We start from the raw sequence: 25,801 nt of genomic DNA, 5'->3' as shown, positions 1-25,801 counted from the left end.
CATGAGCGGCACGGACGCCGCCGCGAACGACACCCCGGACGACGACGCGATGGGGACGCTCTACGTCGTCGGTATCGGCCCCGGCCTGCCCCACGCGATGACCCAGCGAGCCAAGGACGTCGTCGCCACCGCCGACTGCGTCGTCGCGTCGAACCTCTATCAGGAGTTCCTCCGGCGCGACGGGACGCTCCCGCCCGAGAGCGCCGAAGTGGACGCGGCACCCGACGGCGGGACGACTGCGAGCGGCGACCCCGGAACCGTCTTCGAACGGCGCGGCGGTACCCGGCAGACGGTCGTTCGCTCGACGATGGGGCGACAGATAGAGCTGGCCCGCGAGGCGTTCGACCGCGTCCGCGCGGGCGAGGACGTGGCCCACGTCTCGGGCGGCGACCCGAACGTCTACGGCAAGAGCGACCTCCTGTTCACGATGGCCGAGGAGGAGGAGGCGTACGACGTTCCCATCGAAGTCGTCCCCGGCGTCACCGCGGCGCTCGGCGGGGCGGCGAACCTCGGCGCACCGCTCTCGAACGACTTCTGTACCGTCTCGCTGTCCGACAAGTGGCGAGGCTGGGACGAAATCGAGGAGAAACTGCGCGCGGCCGCTATCAGCGGGTTCGTCATCGTCCTCTACAACTGCTGGCGCGACTACCAGCGCGCCATCGACGTGATCCGCGAGGAACGGGCCGACGACGTACCGGTCGGCATCTTCAACGACGCCGGACGGGGCGACGCGGGCCGGAATCTGGACGACGAGACGCACACCATCACCACCCTCGGCGAGGCGAACGACCACGAGGACGAAGTCGGCGGGATGGGCACCTCCATCCTCGTCGGCAACCACGAGACGGCGGTCTGGGAGAACGACCACGGAACGCACCTCGTCACCCCGCGCGGCGGGCGTGACGTCGACGACTTCTAACAATGAGCACCGACGACACCACAGAGCGGAGCACAGGCGCAGAGAGCGAATGCGGAGCGAACGACGGCGCGAGCGCGGCCGACGGCGCGACCGACGCCGGGTCGACTTCGAAATGCGGAGCCTCCGGGTCGTCCGCGTCCGGATGCGGCGGATCGAAGAGGGCGGCGACCGACGAGAAGGTCGGTTCGACCGTCGAAGACTTCGAGGCGGACCCCGGACGACTCGTCGCCGTCGGGTTGGGTCCCGGGCAACCGGACGGGATGACGCAACGCGCCCGCGGCGCACTGCTGGAGGCGGACCACATCGTCGGCTACACCACGTACATCGAACTCCTGCCGGAGGAGGTCACCGAGTCGGCCGAGGATCTGTACGACACGCCGATGTGCGGCGAGGTGTCCCGCACGGAGGAGGCGATAGACCGAGCGCTCGCCGGTCACGACGTCGCCATCGTCGGGAGCGGCGACCCGAACGTCTACGCGCTGGCCGGACTGGCGCTGGAGATCCTCGAATCGAAGGGCGCGACGGCGAGCGTGGTCGATTTCGAGGTGGTCCCGGGCGTACCGGCCGCCCAGTCCTGCGGCGCGCGGTTGGGCGCGCCCCTCGTGAACGACACGGTCAGCGTCTCGCTTTCCGACCACCTGACTCCGATGCCGACCATCGAGTCCCGACTCCACGCCGTCGCGGGCGAGGGGTTCACCATCGCCATCTACAACCCGTGGAGCCGCAAGCGCCGGGAGAACTTCGAGAAGTGCTGCGAGATTCTGCTGGAACACCGCGCGCCGGACACCCCGGTGGGAATCGTCCACGGCGCGGGCCGCGACGACGAGCGGGTCGAAATCGTCGAACTGCGGGAGTTGGAGGAACTCGGCGAGACAGACCTCGTGGACATGACCACGACCCTCTTGGTCGGCAACGAGGAGACGTACGTCTGGGACGACCGGATGGTGACGCCGCGGGGGTACGAGTCCAAGTATGACTACTGAGTACCGGATCCGCCTCGACCGGCGCGCCTGCGAGGGCGTCTTCGCCTGCCTCGTGCGAGACGGCCGATTCGCCGAGGCGTCGGACGGGCTGGCGACGATAGCGGGAGCGGAGCGAGACGCCGACGGGGACGGAGACGGCGACGGCGACGAGGTGGTCGTGGCGTTCGCGGACGACCGACTGGCGGACGCCCAACAGGCCGCCCGCGCCTGTCCCGTGGACGCCATCGACGTGGCCGAGGTGGCCGAGGTGGACGATGAGTGACTCGGGCCCCGAATCGCCGACGCCGGAACCGGTCGCGGACCTGCTCTCGGCGACGGCGGAGACGGCGTACTTCTGGGGGCGCGTGGTCGGCGACGGGGAGTTGACGCGGGACTGCGTGACCGTGCGAACCGAAGACGAGACGTCGGCCGACGCGTTGGCGGCTATCGCCGGCGCGGACCGAACCGACCACGAGCACCGGGTGGCCGCCCGCGAGTCCGCGCACGACGCCTCCGTCGTCCGCTTCGAGGACGAGTACGAGCTGCAGGTGTTCGGCGCGCCGGCCGAACGCGCCGGCGCCGCCCTCGGCCTGCCCATCGACGGGCAACCGGGCGGGTACCGGTTCGACGCGTTCTCCGAGCACCACGCGCAGCTCGTCCGGGGACTGCTCGAAGCCTGCGGCACCGTCTGCTTCCGCGAGTCCTCGGGGTCGGTCGGGGTGTCGTTCGTCCACGACGACGAGGCCCTGCTTCGGACCGTTCGGTCGCTCCTCGACGCCGCCGAACCGCGCGTTCCGACCGACGACCTCTCGGAGACGTCCTCGGGCGGCCACTGGTTCGGACTGGCCGACGACGCCGACGCCGCGGCGTTCGCGGAGTGGGCGTACGCCGGCAGCGACGAGACGGGACTGTACTCGGCGGAGAGACGGCAGAAGCTCCGCCGGAGCGTCGAACGCGCGACCGGAAGCGAGGTGGGAGCGCTCTCCCGATGACCGCGAACGCGAACGCGACCCCGGTCGGACTGGACGACGAAGCCGTGCTGTTGGTCGGCCACGGGTCCCGCCGGGAGAAGTCCAACGAGCAGGTTCGCACGCTCGCCGCCGAGTTGGAGGGCCGACTGGGCGTCCCGGTGGACGCCGGCTTTCTCGAACTGGCGAAGCCCGCGATACCGGACGCCATCGCGGGCCTCGCGGCGAGCGTGTCGCGGGTGACCGTCGTCCAACTCTCGCTGTTCGCGGCGAGTCACGTGAAAAACGACGTTCCGCTGGCGGTTCGGGAGGCCCGCTCGGACCACCCCGAACTCGCGATACGCGCCGGCGCGCACCTCGGCGTCCACCCCGCGCTCGTCGATATCCTCGACGACCGGGCCGCGGCCGTGGAAGCGGAGTTGGGCGCGAACCGCGAGGAGGACGACGTCGCCGTCGTGCTCTGCGCTCGCGGGTCCAGCGACCCAGATGCGAACGGCGACGCGCACAAACTCGCTCGGTTGCTGTACGAGGGGCGGGCGTTCGACCGCGTCGAGACGTCGTTCGTCGGCGTCACCGAACCCCGCCTCGACGAGACGCTGCACGCGGTGGCCAAGCACCGCCCGGACGCCGTCGTCGTGCTCCCGTACATGCTGGGCGACGGCATGCTCACCGGGCGCATCCGCGACGGTGCCGACGAGTTCGACGGCGCGTACCCGTACGTGGACGTCGCGGCCGGCGACCCGCTCGGAACCGACACGCGCCTGTTGGACGTCCTCGGCGACCGTTGGCAGGAGGCGCGCACGGACAGCGTGGACATGTCCTGCGACACCTGCAAGTACAAGGTCGAACTCGACGGCTACGAGGAGGACGTCGGCGGCGCGCGTGCGATGCTGCGGGCGCTGACGCACCGGGAGTCGCACGCGGACCGCGACGACGTGGACGAGGAGCCGCACGCCCACGACGCCCCGGAGAAACACGTCGCGGTGTGTACGAACCAGACCTGCGCCGCCGACGGGTCGCCGGCCGTGCTCGAACGGTTGCGCCAGAAGGCGCGCGACTCCGACGCCTGCGACGCCCGCATCACCCGTTCGTCCTGTCTCGGTCGCTGCGGCGACGGCCCCGTGGTCGCCGTCTATCCGGATGGCGTCTGGTACGGCGGCGTAGACGCGAGTGACGCGGAGCGAATCGTCTCGTCCCACCTCGATGGGGACCGCATCGTCTCGGACATCGTCGATCAGACGCTGTAACAACAATGAGCTGCTACGAAATCGAAGCGCTACGACTCGGACTGATGAACGTGCTCGGAACCGAAGACCGGAGCGTACGCGAACACGCCAAAACGGAACTCGACGGGCACCTCGACGGACCCGTCGAGGCCTTGGCGAACGCCGCGACGCTCTCGGAGGTCCAGCGCCACCTCGACGCGGCGCTGGTGGACCTCGAAGAGGAGATAGCCGCGACGGACGCGGACGACCCGGAGTACGACTACCTCCGCGGACGGCTGGTGGCCGTTCGAGACGCCGAACGCGCCGTTCACAGGCTGACCGACCACGGCGAGAGCGTCCTCGGCGGACTGGGCGAGGCGCACGACGTCCTCCACGAGACGTTCCCCGTCGATGAGTGACGCGGGAGAACCGCGTGCGGTCGAACTCGGCGAGGTGACGCCGGCCCGGTCACGCCACGCCGGCCGCCGGTCGGCGGTCGAACTGGTCGGCGAACTCGTCGTCACCGGGACGGCCGCCGGCGACGTCCTCGCGCACGACCGGTCCACGCTCGACGAGCGTTGGAGCGCCGAAACGTGGAGCGAGAGCGCGTCCGTCGTGTCGGCGGCGTCGTTCGGCGACGGCGTCGCGGTCGGCGAACGCGGCCCCGAGGGGACCGTCCGGCTCTACGACGCCGACGGCGGCGAACTCCGCTGGGCGTACGACACGGCGGCGGACGTGGGAACTCCGCAGAGAGCGTCCCGGTTCTTCCTCCCGTTCGTCGTCGATACCGCGTCCGACGGCGACCGACTGTACGTCGCCTCCCGCCGCTACGAACGCGACGGCGACCACCGGTCGTTCTCCAGCGCGGTCTACGCCTTCGACGAGGGAGGAGAGCCGATTTGGACGCACGAGACCGACGCCTCCCCGATCAGCATCGACGCCGACGGTCGCCGCCTCGGGGTCGCGTACAACCGCTGTCCGGGGACTCACCAGTACGGCCTCGTCGTCCTCAACGCGGAGACGGGCGCGGTACGGTGGGAGTGGGACCCCGGCACCGACGGTCAGCGACGCGTCGGCGACGTCTCCCTCGTCGGCGACGGCGCCGTCGTCGCCAGTCACGGCGACTACCGCGGGTACCGCCTCGGCCGAGGGGGGTCCGAGGAGTGGCGCGTCGATCTAGCGCCCCCGACGTCCGTCGGCGACGAAACGCTGTACGCGTATCCGAATCACGCGCACGCGACGGCCGACGGCGCGGTGTTCGTCACGGGGAACACGTACTCGACCGACGGTCGCGAGACCGAGTCGCTGCATCCGCGCGAACACACCGCCTTCGGCTACACCCCCGACGGCGAACGCGCGTGGACGGCCTCCGTCGGCGGGTTCGCCGGCGAACTTGGCACCGAGGGAGGACGCGTGGCCGTTCCCGGGGCGCAGCACTTCCGGACGCGCGACGCCGACGTCCACGGCCTGCGACTGTTCGGCGTCGGGGTCGGCCACGGGGCGAGCCTCGAAACCGACGGCGTCGTCACGGCGGTCGCACTCGACGGCGAGGCGTTCGCCGCCGTGGAGGAACCCGTCGTCTATCACGACGACGGCGAGGAACGCGGCACGTACCGGTTGCTGCTCGGAACCGAAGGCCGACGGTAGGCAGCGGCAGCGTAGTCGATTACTCGCCGAACACTGAGAGAACAGTTCTTCTGTGGGGCCTCGACGTTCCTCGGACGGCGGCAGAACGCGCGCGGCGCTACTCGTCCGCCGGAACCTCGTCGCCTCGGCCGTCACCTAACTCCGTCGCCTCCGGGCCGAACTCGCCTTCGAGCAGGTCCGGTACCTCCTCCGGAGTCACGTCCGAGTACCACCGGCCGCGAGGGTGGATGGCCACCGCGGTGCCCTCGGCGCTACACAGTCCGAGACAGCTCGTCTCGGCGACGTGGACGCGCGACCAGAAGACGCCTCGGTCGCGAAGCCACGACGTCACCGCGTCGTACACCGCCGCGCCGCGCGCGTCCGCACAGCAGGCGTACTCCGAGTCCCGCGCGTTCGTACAGACGAGCACGTGGTCGGAGAACCCCCTCTCGGCGACGTCCGCGGTTCGACGCCTCATCAGTCCGCCCCGACCGTCGCGTCCGTCCGCGGCGTCGCGCCCTCGGCCGTCCGACCGTCCGCCGAGCGGAGACGGAGGCGGGCGTGCGTCCCCGCGAGGACCAGCCAGAGCACCGCCTGTCCGAACACGACCATCCCGGTCAGCCCCGTCGCCAACTCGGCGGGAAGCGGACTCTCTGCGGGGTTCGCCGGCGCGAGCGCGACCGGAACCGCGAGCAGAGCGAAGGGAAGCACCGCGGCGATGGCGGCGGTGACTCGTCCGTGCGCGCCTCGGAGACGGTCGTACGCGAACCCCGAGAGCAGGCAGACGAGCCCGCCGGCGACCATCATCCCCCCGTAGAGGAGGATGCGGGTGTCCGTCGGGAGCGCCTGCTCTCCTCCGACCTGCGGCGGGAGCACGAGCCACGGCGCGCCCGAGACGGTGACGAAGCCCGCCGCGGCCACGAGGTAGCTCTTCGTTCCGCCGGTTCCCGGTATCGCGGGTTCGAGGAGGTAGTAGGCGACGCCGAAGACCACCCCGCCGAGGAGGACGCCCCACAGGACGCCGGAGACGACGCTCACTCCGTTCGTGACCGCCGTCGAAACGGCGCTGTCGTGGTGCGCGTCGCCCGCCTCGTGGTGGTGGCCCCCCGCGTGGTGACCGTCGCCGCCGAACTCGTCGGCGAGCGCGATGAACGGGTTGCCGACGAGGGCGACGAGCAGGCCGAACACCAGTCCGGCGACGATGCCCGCCTTCACGCCCCGCTTTACGTAGGTAAAGAGCATACTCAGTGGCAGGTGACGCCCGCCGCGTGCCGGAAGTTGTGCATCGAATCGTGCACCATCGGCTCCTGCACGAACAGCAGTGCGAAGCCGAGCGCGGCGACGAGAGCGAGTCCGACGGCCATCTGCGTCGGCGTCAGTTCCATTCGAGCCTGTTCGATACGACCGTGAACGGTGTTGTTGGCAGCCGCCATTCTAAACCACAGTTGCACAATAACAAGTGAACTTGTAAATCTTCCGAGTGGGCGAAACCTAACTTTCGTGGGCGGCGCCGACGGCGGCGTCTATCCGTCCGGCGGAGAGCGAGGAGAGCGGGACGCGCTCGCCGTCCGTCTCGTCCGCTATCACTCCCGTCAGTCCGGTCCTCTCGTCGTCGCCCGCGTCCACGACGACCACGTGAGCGCCGAACTCGGTCAACCGGCGCGCGGCCTCGCGCGTCTCCCGGACCGGACTGCCGTCCGCGACGTTCGCCCGCCCGTCGGTGACGAGGACGACGACGCCGGCGGCCGGGTCGGCCCGTTCGAGGACGTCGCCGGCGGTCCGGAGTCCGGCGGGCAGCGGCGTCCGGTCGCCGGTCGGCAGGTCCTTCAGGTGGCGAGCGGCGAGGGTGACGCTGTCCGTCGGCGGGAGGAGGACGCTCGCCTCGTCGCCGGCGAAGGCGACGAACGCGACTTCGTCGCGCTGTCGGTACGCGTCCTTCAGGAGTTCGAGCACGGTGCCCTTCGCCGCGCGCATCGCGGGCAGCATCGAGGCGCTGGCATCGACGACAAACAGCACGAGCGCGGAGGCGTCGCTCCGAGAGACGGACTGGCGCAGGTCGCGCGACTCGACGGACGACGCCCCGCGGGCGGTCGCCGCGCGAACCGACGCCGCGGCGTCGATGCGCCGGTTCGAGTCCGCGCGCTTACTCCGCACGCGGGCCCCGTCGTCGTCCGCGTGCGGCCGCGTCCGCGACCGGGTTCCGCTCCCCGCTCTCCCCCGCTCGACGGCCTCCGGCGCGGACAGTTCGGGGGCGGCCGACTCCCCGACGCCGGCGCGGGACTGCCCCGGCACCATCGGTGTTCCCTCCGTCCGCTCGTCGCTCTCGCCCGACTCACGGTCGCCGTCGCCGGTCCGCGCTTCGGCTCCGCCGTCCGCGCCGCCACTCCCGCCGTCGGACTCGTCGCCTTCGCCGTCGGACTCATCGCCTCTGCTGTCGGCGTCGCTCCCGCCGTCCGGTTCGGACGGGTCGGGCGTCGTCCGGCCGGAATCGTCCGTCCCGCCGGCGTCGTTCGGCCCGTCGGAGGACACCTCGTCGGGGTCGGAGCGGTCCCCTTCGTTACGCTCCTCCCCGTCCTCTCCGTCCTCCGCGCCCTCCCGGCCGTCATCGCCTCCGCCGTCGAAGTGGTCGTCGATGAGTTCGTCGGGGTCGGGGGCGTCCTCGAACGGGCGCGACCGAAGCCGGTGGGGGAGAGCGAGCTCCGCCGCCCGCCGAACGTCGGACTCGACCACCTTCGAGCGCCCGTCGAGGGCGGCGAACGTCGTGGCGGCGCGCGCCGCGGCGATGTCCCCGCGGTGTCCCTCGACGCCCGAGTCCCGGCAGAGTTCCGCGATGTCTCTGGCGAACTCCGTCGGAAGTACGACCTCGGGGAGCCGTTCTCGGGCCCGTCGCAGTCGGCTTCGGAGGGCCTCGTCGTCGCGTCCGTCGTCCGACGCCTCGGTCGCGTCGGCGTCATCGGACTGTGTCCGATGGGCAGTCGAGCTCTGCTCGACTACGTCGCCGAGGTTCCCTCGGCGGCTCGACGGACGTTGTCCGTCGGCGCCCGTCCGACCCATCGCCCGGTCGATGATGCTCACCCGCCGGTCGAGGTCCTCGCAGGCCGTGACCGTCGCTTGGAGCGCGAAGCGGTCGCGCAACTGCGGTCTGAGCTCTCCCTCCTCGGGGTTCATCGTCCCGACGAGCGTGAACTCGGCCGGGTGGGAGACGCTCACGCCGTCGCGTTCGACCGTGTTGACCCCGCTCGCCGCCGCGTCGAGCAGCACGTCCACGAGGTGGTCGTCGAGGAGGTTCACCTCGTCCACGTAGAGGATGCCGCGGTTCGCGCGGGCGAGCAGTCCGGGGTCGAACTCGCGGTCCCCGGCCAAGGCGTCCGCGACGGAGAGCGTCCCCACTACCCGTTCGCGCGTCGCCCCCAACGGCAGCGTCACGAGCGGTACCGGCCGCTCGGTCGTCGGCGGGTCCGACCGGTCGCGACAGTCCGTGCACTGCTCCGCCGGGGCGTTCGGCGGACAGCCGTAGGGGCAGCCCTCGACGACCTCCTGTCTCGGGAGGAGGTCCGTCAGCGCCCGGACCGCGGTGGATTTCGCCGTCCCCTTCTCGCCGCGTATCAGCAGCCCGTCCAACTCTTCGTTCGCCGCGACGGTTAGTAAAGCGCTCTTGAGTTCCTCCTGACCGACGATTTCCGAGAAAGAGAGCGACGTACCCCGGTCGTACGAAGCTTTTTTGGCTCTGCCGAAATCAACCATGGTTGTATTAGCGCAATGGAGGTTTAACAACGTTATGTCAACAATCGGCCTATACACCGCGACCGAAAACGAGCTCGGGGCCGTCCAGCGGGCCGCCGCGCGGACGGACGCGAATCTGGTCGTTCGCTCGGAGAGCGATTTCGACGGGCAGGCGGACGTCGACGCGTTCCTCGACGAGATAGAAGACGCGACGGCGGCGATCTTCTGGCTCCACGGCGCGGAGGAGAGCATGCCGGGGTACGACCACGCCGTCGGCCGTCTCGAAGACGCCGGCGTTCCGCTGGTCGTCAAATCGACCGGCGACGCGTACGCGCTGGAGGACACGTCCGTCGCCGCGTCGGACCGCGACCGGGTGTACGAGTACTTAGCGCGGGGCGGAACCAGCAACGTGGCGAACTGCGTCCGATTCCTCGCCGACGAGTACGGGGACGGCGACTACGAGTACGACGACCCCGTGACGCTCCCGACGGAGGGCGTCTACCACCCCGACCACCCGGGCGCGTCGTACGACGAACTCGTCGGCACGTTCGACCCGGAGACGCCGACGGTCGCCGTCTGGTTCTACGAGTCCCACTGGACCCACGAGAACACCCGCTACGTCGACGCGCAGGTGCGCGCCGTCGAGGCGCAGGGCGCGGACGCACTTCCGATATTCTGCAACCCCGCGACGGACGGCGACGAGCAGTGGGACGCCGAGCGAGTGACCGAGGCGTGGTTGCTCGACGAGGACGGCGAACCCGTCGTCGACGCCGTGCTCTCGTCGTTCATGTTCTCGCTGTCGATGGACGAACGGGGGCGGGCGGCGGACGACGAGGGCGACGGCGCGGAGGACGTGTTCCTCGACCGACTCGGCGTGCCCGTGATTCAGACCGTGACGACGATGCGCTCTCGCTCTCGGTACGAGAAGAGCGACACCGGGGTGATGGGCTTCGAACTCGCCCTCTCGGTCGCGCTCCCGGAGTTCGACGGCAACGTCGTCACCCACCCGATCAGCGGCAAGGAGCGAACCGACGACGAGGCGGGCATCGGAAGCGCGCCGAAGCAGCACTTCCCCATCGACGACCGGGTGGACCACGCCGCGCGCCTCGCGGTCAACTGGGCGACGCTCCAGCACACTCCCAACGAGGAGAAGAACGTCGCGGTCGTCCTCCACAACTACCCGCCGAGCGACGACGGCATCGGCACCGCCTTCGGACTTGACAGCCCGGAGAGCACCGTCAACCTCCTCGAAGAGTTGGCCGCCCGTGGATACGACCTCGGCGAGGCGCTATGCGACTCGGAACAGTCGAGCGGGGAGCGAATCGACCCGCGAGACGGCGGACGACTCCCGGAGAGCGGTCAGTCCCTCGTGGACCGGCTGACGGCGCAGTTGACCCTCGACGACCGCTGGGTCGCCCCCGAGGACGTGCGGGACCTGAGCGTCGACGTCGTCTCCCCGGAGCAGTACCGCGAGTGGTTCGAGGCCGCGGACGAGCGCTTCCGGGAGAACGTCGTCGAGGAGTGGGGAGAGCCCCCCGAGCGACCGTTCGCCGTCCCCGGCGTCGAGTTCGGGAACGTCCTCGTCACCGTCCAACCGCCGCGCGGGTTCGGGATGGACCCCTCGAAGGTGTACCACGACTCCGACCTCCAACCGCCGCACGACTACGTGGCGTTCTACGGGTGGCTTCGGAACGCCTTCGGCGCCGACGCCGTCGTCCACCTCGGCACCCACGGGAGTCTGGAGTGGCTCCCCGGCAAGACGGTGGGGCTGAACGGCGAGAGCGCCCCGGACCAGTTGGTCGGCGACCTACCGAACGTCTACCCGTACATCGTCAACAACCCGGGCGAGGGGACCCAAGCGAAGCGGCGTTCCTACGCGGCTATCGTCGACTACCTGACGCCGGTGATGCGCAACGCCGGCACCTACGACGAACTCGCCGAACTCGAAGAACTCGCCGACCAGTACCGCGAGGCGGGCATGGAGGACGCCCGCACCGACGACGGCGAACACCTCGAACGACTCCTCCGCGAGAGAGTCGAGGAACTGGACCTCGCCGTCGAACTCGGCATCGACGGGGAGATAGCCGAACGAGCGGACGTTCGCGGCCCCGAGGAGGCCGGTTCCACCCTCGCGGAAGGTGCAGTCGAGGGAGACGACGTGGACGTCGAGGAACTCGTCGAACGCGTCCACGCGTACCTCACGGACGTGAAGACGACGCAGATTCGGATGGGGCTCCACACGATGAGCGAACCCCCCGCCGACGAACGCCTCGTGGAGTACCTCGTCGCGCTCACCCGACTGGAGAACCCCGGCGGGCCGAGCCTCCGGGAGAGCGTGGCCGGCGTCCTCGGAATCGACTACCAGCGGATGCTCGACGAGCCGGGGGCGTACGACGAGGAGTTGGGGATGACGCTCTCGGAAGCCGCCGACGAGGTGTACGAGACGAGCCTCGACCTCGTTCGGACGCTCGCGGAGCACGACTTCGACGTGCCGGCCTCGGAGACGGGGGCCGGGCCGGACGACGTCTCGTCCAAGTACAGCGAGGACGAGGCTCGTCGGACGGAGTCCGACGGCGAGGTGAACATGAATCTGCTCGTGGTGGATATCGACCCCCTCGGGGACGCCCGGGCGAAGTCGGGCGCGCACGGCCGCCTCCGCGAGGCGCTCTCGTTCGTCTGCGAGGAGGCGGCCCCGCGCGTCCGGGGTGCGGAAGAGGAGATTCCGCGGACGGCGGACGCGCTGGCCGGCGAGTACGTCCCCCCCGGCGGAAGCGGCGCACCTACTCGGGGCGGCGTCGACCTGCTCCCGACGGCGCGGAATTTCTACACGCTGGACCCGCGGAAGGTACCCGCGAAGAGCGCGTGGCGGGTCGGGCGGGAAGTCGCCGACGGCATCGCGGAGCGTCACCGCGGGGAACAGGACGAGTACCCCGAGGAGGTAGGCGTCGTCGCGTGGGGGACGCCGACCGTCCGAACCCGCGGGGAGACCATCGCGCAGGTTCTCGCGCTGATGGGCGTCGAACCCGTCTGGACCGACGCCGGGCGCGTCGACGACGTGGAGCCGATACCCTTGGACGAACTCGGACGGCCCCGAATCGACGTCACCACGCGCGTCTCGGGACTGTTCCGCGACGCCTTCCCGCAGGCAGCGGGCGTCGTCCACGACGCCGTGGACGCGGTGGTCGAACTCGACGAACCCCACGAGATGAACTACGTCAAGAAGCACGTCGAGGAGGAGGCCGAGCGACTCGCCGACGAGGGCGTCGAGAACCCCGAGAAGGCCGCCAGACACCGCGTGTTCACGACCCGGCCCGGCGGGTACGGGGCCGGGACGAACAAGGCGGTGGACGAGGGGAACTGGGAGGGTCGTTCCGACCTCGCCGACGTGTACGTCCGGTGGGGCGGGTACGCGCTCGGAAGTCGAGGGCGCGTCTCCGAGGCGCACGACGCCTTCGAGCGTCGCCTCGGCAGCGTCGAGGCCACGGTCAAGATAGAGGACACCGCGGAACAGGACGAGTTCGACAGCTCCGACTGGTACGCGTTCCACGGCGGGTTCATCACCGCCGTCTCGGAAATCGCGGGCGAGGAACCCGCCTCCTACGTCGGCGACTCCAGCGACCCCGACAACGTCTCCGTGTACACGAACGAGGAGAAGGTCCGCAAGGCGATGCGCGCCCGGGTGCTCAACCCCGATTGGCTCGACAGCATGGAGGAACACGAGTACAAGGGCGCGGGCGACCTCTCGACCACCGTGGACGTCGTCCTCGGGTGGGACGCGACCACCGGCGTCGTCAGCGACGCCCTCTGGAGCGACGTCGCCGAGAAGTACGCCTTCGACGAGGAACGGCAGGAGTGGATGCGAGAGGTGAACCCGTGGGCCTTAGAGAGTATCAGCGACACGCTTCTGGAGGCCATCGAGCGCGGACTGTGGGACGCCGACGACGGGACGGCCGACCGACTCCGGGACGTCAACCTCCGGGTGGACGGCGACATCGAAGCGCGCGCCGGACGCGCGACGGCACCGGAGGTGCCCGGCGATGACGACTGAGGAGGGCCGACGGGACCGCGGCGGTGCCGACGCGGAGGACGGAGGCGGCTTCGAGGAGTACGCCGACCTCGGCGCGACCACCGAGAGCGCGATGGACATCGCCGAGACGAGCATGGACCGCGTGCGCGAACTCGTCCCCGACGAGACGCTGGCCGACCGAATCAGACAGAAGAGCGTCCACGCGACGGGCGACCCCGAGTTCCAACACCTCGTCCGGTTCACCGGCGAGACGGAGGACGACCCCGTCGTCGCCGGGGCGCGGGCGGTCCTCGACGAGCGTCCTATCGTCACGGACATCACCATGGTGAAGGCCGGTATCACCGGGCGCGGCCACGACTGCCCCGTGGAGAAGGCCATCGGGAACGGCGGCGAACTCGCGGCGCGGACGGGGATGACGCGGACGGCCGCGTCGGTGCTCGAACTCGACCGTCGAGGCACCTACGAGGGCGCTATCGCCGTCGTCGGGAATGCGCCGACCGCGGCGCTCGCACTCGCAGACTGCATCGAGGACGGGACGCGCCCCGCCGTCGTCGTCGCCACGCCGGTCGGGTTCGTCAAAGCGGCCGAGAGTCGGAGACGCCTCCGGGAGGTCGCGGGGGCGCACGGCGTCCCGGCGATCACGAGCGTCGGTCGCCGCGGCGGAAGCGGACTCGCGGCCGGCCTGACGAACGAACTCGTCCACGTGGCGAGCGACGCCCGGAACGGAGAGGTCGAACTCCCGTGAGCGACGGGTACGACTTAGACGCCGGCCCCGACCCGGCGGCACTCGCGGCGTCGGAACCCGAACCGGAGTCCCCCGCGGAGAGCCCCGTGTACGCCGTCGGCATCGGCCCCGGGAATCCGGAGTATCTGACCCCCCGCGGCGAACGCGCGATTCGCGACGCCGACGCGGTGGTGGGCTTCGAGACGGTGGTCGAGTTCGTCCGCGACCGGACGGACGCGGAACTGCTCACCTGCGGGTACCGCGACGAGGCCGAGACGCTGGCGGCGTTCGCCGACCGAGTCGCCGACGGGGCGTCCGGGACGGCCGTCCTGATGGGCGACCCGAACCACTCGGGCTACCAGTTCGTCGGGAAGGTGCAGGCGGCCGTCGAACCGCCCGTTCGCGTGATCCCGGGGATATCGTCGCTTCAGGTCGCCGCCGGCAGGGCGCGAACGCCGATGGAGGAGACGTCCTTCGTGACGCTTCACAAGAGCGGGGACGTCGAACCGGGCCTCCGGCGACTCCGCGACGACGCCGGCGAACGGAACCTGCTCGTCCTCCCGCGCCCCTACGACTGGATGCCCGAGGACATCGCCGCCGAGTTACTCGACTGCGGCGCGTCGCCGTCGCTGGACGCTCTCGTGTTGGAGCGGTTGACGCACGCCGACGAGGCGGTGACGAGGACGACGCTGGGCGAACTCCGGACGCTCTCGGCGGAGTCGGACGAGCACTCGTCGCCGTTCTCCGACCTCTCCGTGCTCGCCGTTCGCACCGAGTGAGTCGCGGAGTCGGGGACTTCATTTCCCGTCGATACCGCCGTTTTCGGCCGACACACCGACTCTAAGCGCGCGATGGGGCGACGGAAGCCCCACCCGGAGACGAACGTCACGGCCGTCACCAAAACTTATTTGAGAATCCATCTCGACGAATTAGGCAACCCAACTTGGGCTAACTAAAGTATAATTGTAAAAGGACGCCCCCCATGACATCCGAATCAATCCTCCTCATCGGCCGCGGTACGCGAAACGCCCACGAAGTGCTCGAAACCCACGCCGAACGACTCCGCCGGCGCGCTATCGCCGACGCCGTGGAGGTGGCGACGTACGAGAGCGAACCGATCCGCGAACTTCGCGGGCGGTTCGAGCGACTCTCCGCCGACGACGTGTACGCGGTTCCGATGTGTACCGCACACACCCACGAGACGATCAACGACATCCCGTCCGCGCTCTCGTCCGTCCCGGGGGACGTTCACTACTGCGAACCGCTCGGACAGAGCCCGGCCGTCACCGAGGTAATCGAGGAACGGGGGACGAACCTGATTCCGCCGTCCGACGACGTCTCTCTCATCCTCGTCGGGTTCGGGAGCAGTTCGAAACCCTACCACCGACAGACTATCGACTATCACGCGGCCCGACTCCGCGAGCAGTCGGCGTACGGGGAGGTTCTCACCTGCTATCTCATCCAGAACCCCACGGTGGAGTGCGTCCGGTACAACACGACGAGGACGCGGTCCGTGGCGGTTCCGCTCTTTCTCGCGCGGAGCGAGGCGACCGAGCGCCGAATCCCCGACGAACTCGAACTCGTCCGCGGCGGCATCGAGTACGCCGACCCCTACGGAGGGCACGCGCGGATTACGGACGCCGTCCACGCCGAAGTCGAGAAGCAACGCGCACTCGCCCTCGACGACTCCTCGCCGACCGCCTCGTTCGAGGGGCAACTGACCCGGACGCGACGTCCGGTCGCGACCGACGGAGAGGGGGTTTCGCGGTGACGGCCCGGTTCGGCCGACGAGGTTCGTTCTGACGGGCGGCGCGCGGAGACGGCCCGAATCGACGGCGTCTCTGCCGGGAGCGCGGGAGAACCGGACGTTGGCGCGGCCGTCGCCGACCGAGAAGAGCCGTTTCGGCCGTCAGCGTTCGTCGTCGAGGCGCCTCGCGTCGGGGTCGAACGACCCCGCGTCCGTCTCGGCGTCGAGGATGCGCGTCCGGACGTACGACTCGATGGCCGCGTTCAGCATCGCGCGCCAACTCTCGAACTCGGAGTTCGCGGCGACGTGGTCGTCCCACTCCTCGTCGGGAACCTCCTCGAACGACTCCTGGTCCGTCACGTCGAAGTCGCCCTCGGCGACGAACGCGCCGATGGACGGCGCGTCGGTGTGCTCTCTCATCCACTCCTCGGCGAAGAGGTCCTCTAAGGTCACGTCTCCCCCCAGACCGCCGATGTCCGCCGAGATTGCGGCCTCGACGGCGCGTCGTTCCTCCTGCATCGATTCTCTCTTACCGTCCGAACCAATGTATTTCATGGGATTCGTTCAGTTCGTCGTGACTATCTCGACCACGTCGCGGTGCGAGAGGACGTGGTCCGCGCCGACCTGTCGTTTCGTGTGACAGTCGATGCCGTGGAGCAAGCCGTCGCCGATGTCGGAGTGGAGGTGGTACGCGAAGTCCTCCGTCGTCGAGTCCTCCGGGAGGACGAAGCAGTCGCGGAAGACGCCCTGCGTGTCGGCCCGGCCGTTGGCGCTTCCGGGGAAGACGGCGATCGCGCCCATCTCCTCGAACAGGGCCGTCTCCAACGCCGCCTGCACGCCCGTCCCGTCGAACTCCTCGACGAACTCGCGTATCTGCTCTAAGCCCGTCTCCTGTTCCTCGGAGATATCGCCGACGATCTCGAAGTCGTCGTCGCCGGCGCGGTAGTCGACGACGCCGCTCTCGTCGGCCTTCTTCAACGCCTTCTCCGCGTGCGCACTCGCGGGGACGAACGAGAGGTGGTCGTAGTCGGGGTCCGAGGCTATCTCCTCGAAGTTCTCCTGCGCGACCGGTTTGTCCATCTTGTTCGCCGCGATGACCATCGGCTTCGTCCGCTTGCGAATCTCGCGGGCGACGGCCTCCTTGTCGTCGCCGTCCCACGCTTCGGGGTCCAACCCGAGACCCGATCCGAGTATCACCTGCTTTATCTCGTCTTTGTTCGTCTTGAACGCCGACATCTGCTCGGCGAGGTCCTCCTCGACGTTCTTCTCCTCGCCGTTGTAGCCCGACCGGTAGCGGTCGAGGCCCTTCTCCAGGATGTCGAGGTACCACATGTCGAGTTCGTCTTCGAGGAAGTCGATGTCCTCGCGGGGGTCGTGGCCCTCCGTGGGTTCGCCCTCGATGTCCGTCTCGCCGGAGAAGTCGACGACGTGGACGAGGACGTCCGCCTCGTTGAGGTCCGTCAGGAACTGGTTGCCGAGGCCCTTCCCCTCGTGCGCGCCGGGGATGAGGCCCGCCACGTCCACCAACTTCACCGGGACGAACCGCACGCCGTCGTCGCAAAAGCCCACCGAGGGCGTACACGACTCGTCGAACTCGGGGGCCGCACACTCGACGCGGACGTACGCCTCGCCGACCGAGGGGTCGATGGTCGTGAAGGGGTACGCGCCCTCCGGCACGTCGTTCATCGTCGCCGCGTTGAAGAAAGAGGACTTGCCGACGGAGGGTTTGCCGACGAGTCCGATCTTGTGACTCATTAGGTGCGGATGAACTCTCGGACGGCAAAAGGGACTCTATCCGGAACCGTCCGCGCCACGCCGTACCACGGTCCGCCACCAGCGAATATTTGTCTCCGGGGATCCGACACCGGACAATGACCGAGTCCGACGACGCCGACGCCACGGACGCGCCGACAGGAGACACCTTCGGCGTCGGCATCCACGTCACGGAGACCGACCTGCAGTTCGTCGTCCACGTCCCCTCCGACATCGACTCCGGGTGGACCGACCCCGACGAGTTCCAGCGACTCGTCGAACGCGTCGTCTGGGACCGACTCGACCGGGAGTCCACCCTCCGCGGCGTCGCCCGCACCGCCGACACCGGCGACACGGTGACGCTGGGGCGCGTCAGCCTTCGCCCGGACGGTACCGTCGTCGAGACGACGCTCGACGCGCCGACGGACGCCTCCGAGAACGACGCCCGCACCGACTCGTGACGACGGACGACGGGACGGCGGACGCCCTGAGGGCGGTTCGAGACGCGGCCGCCGAACGCGCGGTTCTCGACGGCGACGACGCCCGACGGTACCTCGCACTCGCCGGGACGGTCGAACGCGTCCGCGAGGACCGGTCGTCGTCTCCCGGCGGAACGCTGGCCGCCGCGTTGGCGTGTACGCTCGCCGTCGCTCGCCTCTCCGACCTCCCGCCGACGGCGTTCGGGGGCGACGACGGATCGGGTTCGGCGACCCGCCTCGCGGAGTCGGACGACGGTACCGAGACGGGGACGGGCGACGCCGCCGCGTCACCTCCGTCGCCGCCGAGTCCGGGATCCGCGGTTCCCGCGTCGCCGTGGTCCACCGCCACATCGACGCGGGAACTCGTCGCCGACGGTGCCGTCGTCGCGGTTCGGCGATTCGACGCGGACACGGACACCGTCGCCGCGCGCGCCGGACTCTCCCGCGCCGACCTCGAATCGAGGCTCGAACGGGAGTCGTAGGCGTCGCATCGAACCGGAAGAGAAAGAGACCGTTACCGCGAATCGCGTCTACCTGCCGCCTTTCGCGTGGTCCGGCGGGCCCCGGTTGCCGCCGTCGTCGGAGCCAGAGTCGTCGGAGTCGTCCTCCTTGTCGTCCTTGGCGTTGCCCTTCTTGCCGTTACCTTTCTTCTCGTCGTCGCCCTTCTCTTTGCCCTTCTTCTGAGCCTTCTCGGGCGGTCCGCGCTCGTCATCTTTCGACTCATTGGCCGCCGCGTCGTTCTTCTTCTCGTGACCCGGCGCATCGTCGGCGTTACCGGGGTTGTTCGACGTCACGAAGTCGGAGATTATCTGGCCCGGCGGTCCGTTGAATCCCGCCGCGCGGAGCGCCTCGATGAACCGCGTCACGGACTGCCCGAAGTTCTTCTGCTCGGCGACGTACTCGGTGGTCAGCGTCGCGGTGTCCGTCGCCTCGTCTCCCTCACTGCTCGCGGTGACGGTGACCGTCACGTTCTCGGTGGGGGCCGGGAGGGCGACTTCCCCGTCGGCGTCCGTCCGGTACGTCCCCGCGCCGGAGTAGTTGCCGTCGGCGCTGACTTCGACGGTGGCGTTCTCGACTGCAGTGTCGTTACGGGTCACTTCGACCGTCGCGCCGTCCGACCCCCGTTCGACGCTGACGGCGAGTTCCGACGCCGCGCCGGCGAGTTCGGTGGTGAACTCGGCGTCGAGTCCGTCGTACGTCGCGGTGACGGTGACGTTCTGCGTCTCCTCGGGTTGCGAGAGCGAGACGGTGCCGTTCGCGTCGGTGGTGTAGTTGCCCGTCTCGGAGTAGTTGCCGTCGGCGCTGACTTCGACGGACGCGTTCTCGACGACGTCACCGTACTGCGTCACGGTGACCGTCGCGGTTCCGTCCTCGGCCTGTTCAACGTAGGTGTCGAGGGAGTCCTCGCGCGGGTAGAGTTCCGCGCTACTCGTCGCGGATTCGCCGTCCACCGTCACGGTCAGGTTCACGGCGACTGTCTCGTTGGGTTCGGGGAGCGCCACCGTCCCGTTCGCGTCGGTGGTGTAGTTGCCGGTCCCGGAGTAGTTCCCCTCCGTCGTCACCTCGACTGTGGCGTTCTCAACTGCCGTGCCGTTCTGGACGACGGTCACGACTGCCGTTCCGGTGTCGGGGTCCTGTTCTACGTCCGTCTCTACGGTCGGCGCTGCGCTGACCGCCGCGGGGACGACTGCGGCGGCGAGCAACACGACTGCCAACAGCGTCACGATCGGTTTTGTCTTTCGCATTACAGTCAATCTTTCTAACCAGTAGGGATAAATCGGGTACTCGCTCAGCCCGTCTTTCCTCCCGATTTGGCCGGATTAACGCCGATTTAATCGACTGACGACGGCGGTTTGCGCTGTTGTGACTAGTCGCCGGGGACAGAACAAGGGTCGGTCGGGTGAGGGTGATCTCCGCGACGCTCTCGTGTCTCTGTATCGTCCCGTTCGAAATGACCGAGGCCCACTCTCAGAGAGAGTGGGCCTCGGTATGGAAGTATGAGTGGAGGCGGCGAATCGGATTTCCCAGAGGCTCGCGCACTCCAGTACTGACCGAAACGCGAGTGGGCTTAACTTCCGTGTTCGGGATGGGTACGGGTGTAGCCCCACTGCTGTGGCCGCCTTAACGCCGAGCAACGGAGTCGAACCGTTGTTCACCAATCTCGGTGGTTCTTCTTCGACCGTATGTTCGTGCAATCCAGTTAACGCCTGAACCCGCTTCATCGGGACTGTGGTGGGTCCGATGCAGTATGAGTATGGCTTGGTCTGTTAGTGCTCGCGGGCTGAACGTCTCGTTGCCTCGACGCGTACACCCCGAGTCTATCGAACTCATCTTCTATGAGTGACCTCGGTGGAATCTCTTTTTCATGTGGGTTTCGAGCTTAGATGCGTTCAGCTCTTACCCCGTGTCGCGTAGCTGCCCGGCAACTGCCCTCTCGGACAACCGGTACACCAGCGGCGACCAGACGTAGTTCCTCTCGTACTATACGTCCGTTCACGTCAGATTCCTTAACACCCCCAATAGATAGCAGCCGACCTGTCTCACGACGGTCTAAACCCAGCTCACGACCTCCTTTAATAGGCGAACAACCTCACCCTTGCCTGCTTCTGCACAGGCAGGATGGAGGGAACCGACATCGAGGTAGCAAGCCACCGGGTCGATATGTGCTCTTGCCGGTGACGACTCTGTTATCCCTAAGGTAGCTTTTCTGTCATCTACGGGTCCCATTGAGGAACCTCGTAGGTTCGCTAGACCACGCTTTCGCGTCAGCGACACTCGTTGGGAATGTCACTGTCAGACTTCCGTGTGCTCTTGCGCTCTTCCACGGGTTTCCGACCCGCGTGAGGAAATCTTTGGGCGCGCTCGATATCTTTTCGAGCGCGTACCGCCCCAGTCAAACTGCCCGGCTACCGGTGTCCTCCTCCCGGAGTGAGAGTCGCAGTCGCCGACGGGTAGTATTTCAATGATGACTCGGCGGCCCGCTAGCGCGGGTGCCTGCGTAACGTCTCCTACCTATGCTGCACATCGGAGACCACGTCTCAGCGACAGCCTGCAGTAAAGCTCTATAGGGTCTTCGCTTCCCCTTGGGGGACTCCAGACTCCGCACTGGAACGTACAGTTCACCGGGCCCAACGTTGGGACAGCGACGCTCTCATTGATCCATTCATGCAAGCCGCTACTGAAGCGGCAAGGTACTACGCTACCTTAAGAGGGTCATAGTTACCCCCGCCGTTGACGGGTCCTTCGTCCTCTTGTACGAGGTGTTCAGATACCCGCACTGGGCAGGATTCAGTGACCGTACGAGTCCTTGCGGATTTGCGGTCACCTGTGTTGTTACTAGACAGTTGGAGCGTCCGAGTCACTGCGACCTGCTCGGTCAGGAGCAGGCATCCCTTATCGCGAACTTACGGGACTAATTTGCCGAATTCCCTAACGTCGGTTGATCCCGACAGGCCTTGGCTTTCTCCGCCTGAGCACCTGTGTCGGATCTCGGTACGAATACCATGCTCGTCTTTTCACGGGCTCTAGGTACCGTCAACTTGCGCTATCCCGCGCTTCGTTCGCTTCGTGCCGTTACGGCATCCACGAACTTCCGCGGTTCGACCGGGCGAAGGCCCGGCTTGACGTTTCCCAAAGCGTCGACTTTCACTGCATGGTAGCACTGGAATATTAACCAGTTTCCCTTTTGTCCTGCTCGAATTACGACAGGACTTAGGATCGGCTAACCCTCGGCTGAGTGGCAGTGCCGAGGAACCCTTGCTCTTGAGGCCGTCGGGGTTCACACCCGACTATCGCTGCTACTGTGACCAGGATTTTCGTTACTGCGCGGTCCACTCGAACTCTCGCCCGAGCTTCCACCCGCACAGAATGCCAGCCTACTAGGTCAGACGTATTGTCTGCTGCTAGGTCTCGGTGGTGGATTTGAGCCCCGATCATTTTCGGCGCCCCGAACCTCGGCCGGTAAGCTGTTACGCTTTTCTTAGAGGGTAGCTGCTTCTAAGCTCACCTCCCGGCTGTTTAGGGCTCGGGACAACCTTCGGTCGCACTTAATCCACACTTGGGGACCTTAACCCAGCTCTGGGTTGTCTCCCTCACGGACCACAAGCTTACCCCGCAGTCCGGACTCCCAGCTTCGACGGCGTGTGTAGGTTCGGAGTTCGACAGGAAGGCCGACTCCTCTCGGAGGCGGGTCTTCCAATCGGTCGCTCTACCCCACACACTACCTCTGCTGAGGTCATGCTTCGACATGTTTCGGCTGGAACCAGCTGTTGCCGAGTTCGATGGGCCTTTCACCCCTACGCGCAGGTCACGGGAGGGTATTGTAGGACACCAACCCTAACGGACCTCCACGCACCTTTCGGCACGCTTCGTCCTGCCCCCGCGTAGATCACTCGGTTTCGGGTCGCACCCGATTGACTCCCCGCCTTTGAGGACGGCGGCCCTCATCTTCAGAAGAAGACTGCGGCCATGTCGGTTTCCCTGTGCCTTCCCGGATGATCCGGTTAGACTTGCCAATCAAGTGCACTCCCTGGTTCGTTTTTCAAAACGTACGACGGGACACCGGCTTCCCTCAGTTCCTACTGCACTCTCGCAAGTGGGTCGTTTTCTGAGGGACCTTGTATGCCTCGTCGCTCTATCGCCAGCTGATTTCAGGCCCTATTGCACCGCCCTGTTCGGGGTGCTTTTCAGCGTTCGCTCACGCTACTTGTTCGCTATCGGTCTCGAGGAGTGTTTAGTCTTCGCAGTCGATGCCTGCGAGATTCACAAGGGATATCCAACCCCTGCTACTCTGGAGCAACCTCGGGCTTTCGCGGACACGATACGGGGTTGTCACCCTGTATCACGCTCTGTTCCAAGAGACTTCTCGTGTCGTTGAAAGCCGTTATAGGATGTCCGTACACCACATGTCCTTGCGGATTCGGTTTGGACTGTGTCGCGTTCACTCGCCGTTAGTAACGACATCGCGGATTGCTTTCTGTTCCTGCTCCTACTAAGATGTTTCAATTCGGAGCGTTCCCCATTGCGCGCGGCAATTGCGGTGGAGATTCTCATTCGGAGATCCTCAGTTCTTTCCCTCCATGCGGGTCCCTGAGGCTTATCGCAGCTTGGCACGTCCTTCGTCGGCTCTCGAGCCGAGCCATTCACCAGCTGGCACAGTAGCCAGTTGTGTTTCGGACGTCCACTATCCCGATGAAACGGGTTCAGTGGGCGTCTGGATTGCACGTACATACGGTCGTCATCGAACTCCTCCAGGTGCGGCCCGGAGGGCTCGTCGAACCCTTCCTATCCGCGCTCTCGCGGGATAGTGCATCAGTTCTTTCGGGATTAGTCCTAACCGATGACCCCATATAAGGGACACGGATTGGAACTAACCCTGAGATGGACCCACGGGGATTCGAACCCCGGGCATCCTCCTTGCAAAGGAGGCACTCTACCACTGAGCTATGGGCCCTGTTAGCCTTGGTAGTTCTAAGGTGCCCGTTCGGCGAGTGTCGAATGGCCACGGTGGACCAAGCGGGGTGTGGGCCAGGCGCGACGGCCTGGTCCCGTGCGTTAGGAGGTGATCCAGCCGCAGATTCCCCTACGGCTACCTTGTTACGACTTAAGCCCCCTTGCGAAGCCCAGATTCGACCATCTTGCGATGGCCTCATCCGGACCTCACTCGGGTGCTTTGACGGGCGGTGTGTGCAAGGAGCAGGGACGTATTCACCGCACTCTTGTGAAGTGCGATTACTACCGAATCCAGCTTCATGAGGGCGAGTTTCAGCCCTCAATCCGAACTACGACCGAGTTTAGGAGATTAGCGTCCTCTTTCGAGGTAGCAACCCATTGTCTCGACCATTGTAGCCCGCGTGTAGCCCAGCCCATTCGGGGCATACTGACCTACCGTTGCCCGTTCCTTCCTCCGCTTTGGCAGCGGCAGTCCTCCTAATGTACCCAACCAGTCGAAACTGTTGCTGGCAATTAGGAGTGCGGGTCTCGCTCGTTGCCTGACTTAACAGGACGCCTCACGGTACGAGCTGACGGCGGCCATGCACCTCCTCTCTACAGCTCGTGACAAGGTCATCAACCTGGTCGTCATTACTGTAGTCGGGGCTGGTGAGATGTCCGGCGTTGAGTCCAATTAAACCGCAGGCTCCTCCGGTTGTAGTGCTCCCCCGCCAATTCCTTTAAGTTTCATCCTTGCGGACGTACTTCCCAGGCGGCTTGCTTCTCGGCTTCCCTACGGCACAGCACAGGCTCGTAGCCTGTGCCACACCTAGCAAGCATCGTTTACAGCTAGGACTACCCGGGTATCTAATCCGGTTCGAGACCCTAGCTTTCGTCCCTCACTGTCGGATCCGTCTTCTCGAGGTGCTTTCGCCATCGGTGGTCCGTCCAGGATTACAGGATTTCACTCCTACCCCAGACGTACCCCTCGAGCCTTCCGGTCCCAAGCCAAGGAGTTTCCGCCGGACGCCCATCCGTTGAGCGGATGGATTTCCCGACAGACTTGCTTGGCCAGCTACGGACGCTTTAGGCCCAATAAAATCGGTCATCACTCGGGCTGCCGGTATTACCGCGGCGGCTGGCACCGGTCTTGCCCAGCCCTTATTCCTGTACCTTCCTACGGTACAGAAAAGCGAGGACTATATGCCCTCGCACTCGGAGTCCCCTTATCGCACTTGCGTGCAGTGTAAAGGTTTCGCGCCTGCTGCGCCCCGTAGGGCCCGGAATCTTGTCTCAGATTCCGTCTCCGGGCTCTTGCTCTCACAACCCGTACCGATTATCGGCACGGTGGGCCGTTACCCCACCGTCTACCTAATCGACCGCAGCCGCATCCTGCAGCGTCGGAACCTTTCCAGTTCCCGGCACTCCAGCCTGGGAACCTTATGAAGTATTGGCCTCAGTTTCCCGAGGATATCCTTCTCTGCAGGGTAGCTTGACCACGTGTTACTGAGCTATTTGCCGCGAGTCTGAACTCGCACGACTAGCATGGCTAAATCGGACTCCGATAGCAATGACCTCCGGCAGGATCAACCGGAATGTTCCCGGCCCAGAGGGCCGGGGGGTGGCGGGATTTCGCTCTCAGAGAGAGCGGAATCACCAATATTGCTTGGTCCGTTGTGGTATTCGACGACACCGAACGGGTGTCACCGAACTACCAAGGCTAACATCAGATTCCATCTGTACGGCGGACCGCAGGGGTGGAATCCTCATGTCTTTCGGACTTCAGGGTAGGACGTTCGAGGCCTTAAGGGCCTCGGTTCGTCCTGGGTTCCCGGCCGAAGCCGGGAGGGTGGTGAAGTCCGATTGCGGACGGGGTTGAACCGCCCGCGATCGCGGTGTGTCGTTCGCATTATTCCGAAATGCCTTCGACCACTTAAGGCCGTCGTCTCGGATTGTCCGTGAGTGCGAGTCGCACTCGGGAGGCCCGAGTTGGGGCCGTGGTGGGTTGGGCGTTCGGACGGTGGCGGCCCGGGGGCGTCCCGGGCTGCCTCTGCGTATTTCTACGAATGCCCCGGTTACATAAAAGGTCGTTGATTTCGGACGGATTTCGAAAAATCATCCGAGAGAGGTGGGAACTTCTGACAAAGAGGCTGTATCTCGAAACGAGTTGAATATTCGCCCAATATACGTACGACTCCGGAGACGGCTATATCGATAACTCTCGCGTGCGCGCGCAAAC

Annotated in this window: 20 protein-coding genes, 1 tRNA gene and 3 rRNA genes; 13 read left to right on the top strand and 11 right to left on the bottom strand. The window is 66.7% G+C overall.

Annotation, left to right across the window (positions count from 1 at the left end):
• Window position 1 precedes the first annotated feature (1 nt).
• Genes ACZ522_RS04995 through ACZ522_RS04965 form a run of 7 tightly spaced genes read left to right on the top strand, consistent with a single transcriptional unit; the run spans window position 2 to window position 5,701 of the window.
• Window positions 2-919 (top strand): precorrin-3B C(17)-methyltransferase, encoded by a 918-nt coding sequence (locus ACZ522_RS04995; protein ID WP_379694460.1) that lies wholly within the window; start codon window positions 2-4, stop codon window positions 917-919.
• A 2-nt stretch (window positions 920-921) separates the two neighbouring features.
• Window positions 922-1,902 carry a precorrin-3B C(17)-methyltransferase gene (gene cobJ, locus ACZ522_RS04990; protein WP_379694463.1) on the top strand — a complete coding sequence of 327 codons (981 nt, stop codon included), beginning with the start codon at window positions 922-924 and terminating at the stop codon, window positions 1,900-1,902.
• Window positions 1,892-2,164 carry a ferredoxin gene (locus tag ACZ522_RS04985; RefSeq protein WP_379694465.1) on the top strand — a complete coding sequence of 91 codons (273 nt, stop codon included), beginning with the start codon at window positions 1,892-1,894 and terminating at the stop codon, window positions 2,162-2,164. The genes cobJ and ACZ522_RS04985 overlap by 11 nt, the downstream gene beginning before the upstream one ends.
• Window positions 2,157-2,873, top strand: coding sequence for a cobalamin biosynthesis protein (locus tag ACZ522_RS04980; RefSeq protein ID WP_379694468.1), 717 nt, complete (start codon window positions 2,157-2,159; stop codon window positions 2,871-2,873). The genes ACZ522_RS04985 and ACZ522_RS04980 overlap by 8 nt, the downstream gene beginning before the upstream one ends.
• A complete protein-coding gene (locus ACZ522_RS04975) occupies window positions 2,870-4,096 on the top strand; it encodes a CbiX/SirB N-terminal domain-containing protein (protein WP_379694470.1) in 1,227 nt (408 codons plus the stop codon). Before ACZ522_RS04980 ends, ACZ522_RS04975 begins: the two co-directional genes overlap by 4 nt.
• Window positions 4,097-4,101: 5 nt before the next feature.
• On the top strand, window positions 4,102-4,473 hold the full coding sequence (locus tag ACZ522_RS04970; protein ID WP_379694472.1) for a DUF3209 family protein: 372 nt from the start codon (window positions 4,102-4,104) through the stop codon (window positions 4,471-4,473).
• A complete protein-coding gene (locus ACZ522_RS04965) occupies window positions 4,466-5,701 on the top strand; it encodes an outer membrane protein assembly factor BamB family protein (protein WP_379694474.1) in 1,236 nt (411 codons plus the stop codon). Before ACZ522_RS04970 ends, ACZ522_RS04965 begins: the two co-directional genes overlap by 8 nt.
• Window positions 5,702-5,798: 97 nt before the next feature.
• Here the strand turns inward: ACZ522_RS04965 and ACZ522_RS04960 are convergent, their stop codons facing one another.
• The 4 genes from ACZ522_RS04960 to ACZ522_RS04945 are packed head-to-tail and all read right to left on the bottom strand — an operon-like array spanning window position 5,799 to window position 9,424.
• Window positions 5,799-6,158: a (2Fe-2S) ferredoxin domain-containing protein gene (locus ACZ522_RS04960; protein ID WP_379694476.1), complete on the bottom strand. Its 360-nt coding sequence runs from the start codon at window positions 6,156-6,158 to the stop codon at window positions 5,799-5,801.
• A complete protein-coding gene (locus ACZ522_RS04955; protein ID WP_379694478.1) occupies window positions 6,158-6,922 on the bottom strand; it encodes a CbtA family protein in 765 nt (254 codons plus the stop codon). The genes ACZ522_RS04960 and ACZ522_RS04955 overlap by 1 nt, the downstream gene beginning before the upstream one ends.
• Before the next feature lie 2 nt (window positions 6,923-6,924).
• Window positions 6,925-7,113, bottom strand: coding sequence for a CbtB domain-containing protein (locus ACZ522_RS04950; RefSeq protein ID WP_379694481.1), 189 nt, complete (start codon window positions 7,111-7,113; stop codon window positions 6,925-6,927).
• A 58-nt stretch (window positions 7,114-7,171) separates the two neighbouring features.
• Window positions 7,172-9,424, bottom strand: coding sequence for an ATP-binding protein (locus ACZ522_RS04945; protein WP_379694483.1), 2,253 nt, complete (start codon window positions 9,422-9,424; stop codon window positions 7,172-7,174).
• Window positions 9,425-9,458: 34 nt separating this feature from the next.
• On the opposite strand from ACZ522_RS04945, the gene cobN reads away from it, so the two are divergent.
• The 4 genes from cobN (at window position 9,459) to ACZ522_RS04925 (ending at window position 15,925) form a co-directional block, all read left to right on the top strand.
• On the top strand, window positions 9,459-13,451 hold the full coding sequence (cobN, locus tag ACZ522_RS04940) for a cobaltochelatase subunit CobN (protein ID WP_379694486.1): 3,993 nt from the start codon (window positions 9,459-9,461) through the stop codon (window positions 13,449-13,451).
• On the top strand, window positions 13,441-14,175 hold the full coding sequence (locus tag ACZ522_RS04935; RefSeq protein ID WP_379694488.1) for a precorrin-8X methylmutase: 735 nt from the start codon (window positions 13,441-13,443) through the stop codon (window positions 14,173-14,175). Before cobN ends, ACZ522_RS04935 begins: the two co-directional genes overlap by 11 nt.
• On the top strand, window positions 14,172-14,933 hold the full coding sequence (locus ACZ522_RS04930) for a cobalt-precorrin-7 (C(5))-methyltransferase (RefSeq protein WP_379694490.1): 762 nt from the start codon (window positions 14,172-14,174) through the stop codon (window positions 14,931-14,933). The genes ACZ522_RS04935 and ACZ522_RS04930 overlap by 4 nt, the downstream gene beginning before the upstream one ends.
• Window positions 14,934-15,136: 203 nt before the next feature.
• Entirely contained in the window at window positions 15,137-15,925 is a 789-nt protein-coding gene (locus ACZ522_RS04925; RefSeq protein WP_379694493.1) for a CbiX/SirB N-terminal domain-containing protein, read from the top strand.
• A 138-nt stretch (window positions 15,926-16,063) separates the two neighbouring features.
• On the opposite strand, the gene ACZ522_RS04920 is transcribed toward ACZ522_RS04925, so the two are convergent.
• Window positions 16,064-16,420, bottom strand: a complete 357-nt coding sequence (locus tag ACZ522_RS04920; protein WP_379694496.1) for a hypothetical protein — start codon at window positions 16,418-16,420, stop codon at window positions 16,064-16,066.
• A gap of 45 nt (window positions 16,421-16,465) precedes the next feature.
• Entirely contained in the window at window positions 16,466-17,656 is a 1,191-nt protein-coding gene (locus ACZ522_RS04915) for a redox-regulated ATPase YchF (RefSeq protein ID WP_379694498.1), read from the bottom strand.
• A 116-nt stretch (window positions 17,657-17,772) separates the two neighbouring features.
• Here ACZ522_RS04915 and ACZ522_RS04910 point away from each other — a divergent pair, with 116 nt between their 5' ends.
• Complete coding sequence (locus tag ACZ522_RS04910) at window positions 17,773-18,114, top strand: hypothetical protein (RefSeq protein ID WP_379694500.1); 342 nt, start codon at window positions 17,773-17,775, stop codon at window positions 18,112-18,114.
• Window positions 18,111-18,614, top strand: a complete 504-nt coding sequence (locus ACZ522_RS04905; RefSeq protein ID WP_379694503.1) for a hypothetical protein — start codon at window positions 18,111-18,113, stop codon at window positions 18,612-18,614. Before ACZ522_RS04910 ends, ACZ522_RS04905 begins: the two co-directional genes overlap by 4 nt.
• A 48-nt stretch (window positions 18,615-18,662) precedes the next feature.
• Here the strand turns inward: ACZ522_RS04905 and ACZ522_RS04900 are convergent, their stop codons facing one another.
• From ACZ522_RS04900 to ACZ522_RS04880, 5 genes are all read right to left on the bottom strand, one after another.
• The gene (locus ACZ522_RS04900; RefSeq protein ID WP_379694505.1) at window positions 18,663-19,877 is read right to left on the bottom strand and encodes a hypothetical protein; all 1,215 of its coding nucleotides are present in this window, start codon (window positions 19,875-19,877) and stop codon (window positions 18,663-18,665) included.
• Window positions 19,878-20,134: 257 nt separating this feature from the next.
• A 5S ribosomal RNA gene (gene rrf / locus ACZ522_RS04895) occupies window positions 20,135-20,256 on the bottom strand.
• Window positions 20,257-20,381: 125 nt separating this feature from the next.
• Window positions 20,382-23,301: ribosomal RNA gene (locus tag ACZ522_RS04890) — 23S ribosomal RNA — on the bottom strand.
• 211 nt (window positions 23,302-23,512) lie between these two features.
• A tRNA-Ala gene (locus ACZ522_RS04885) sits at window positions 23,513-23,584 on the bottom strand.
• A 103-nt stretch (window positions 23,585-23,687) separates the two neighbouring features.
• Window positions 23,688-25,159, bottom strand: a 16S ribosomal RNA gene (locus tag ACZ522_RS04880).
• Together the 16S, 23S and 5S rRNA genes with 1 tRNA gene alongside form the textbook arrangement of a ribosomal RNA operon.
• Between the last annotated feature and the right edge of the window lie 642 nt (window positions 25,160-25,801).

It is taken from the genome of Halopelagius fulvigenes (genome assembly GCF_055398025.1).
This window is presented reverse-complemented; position numbering and strand designations above follow the sequence as displayed.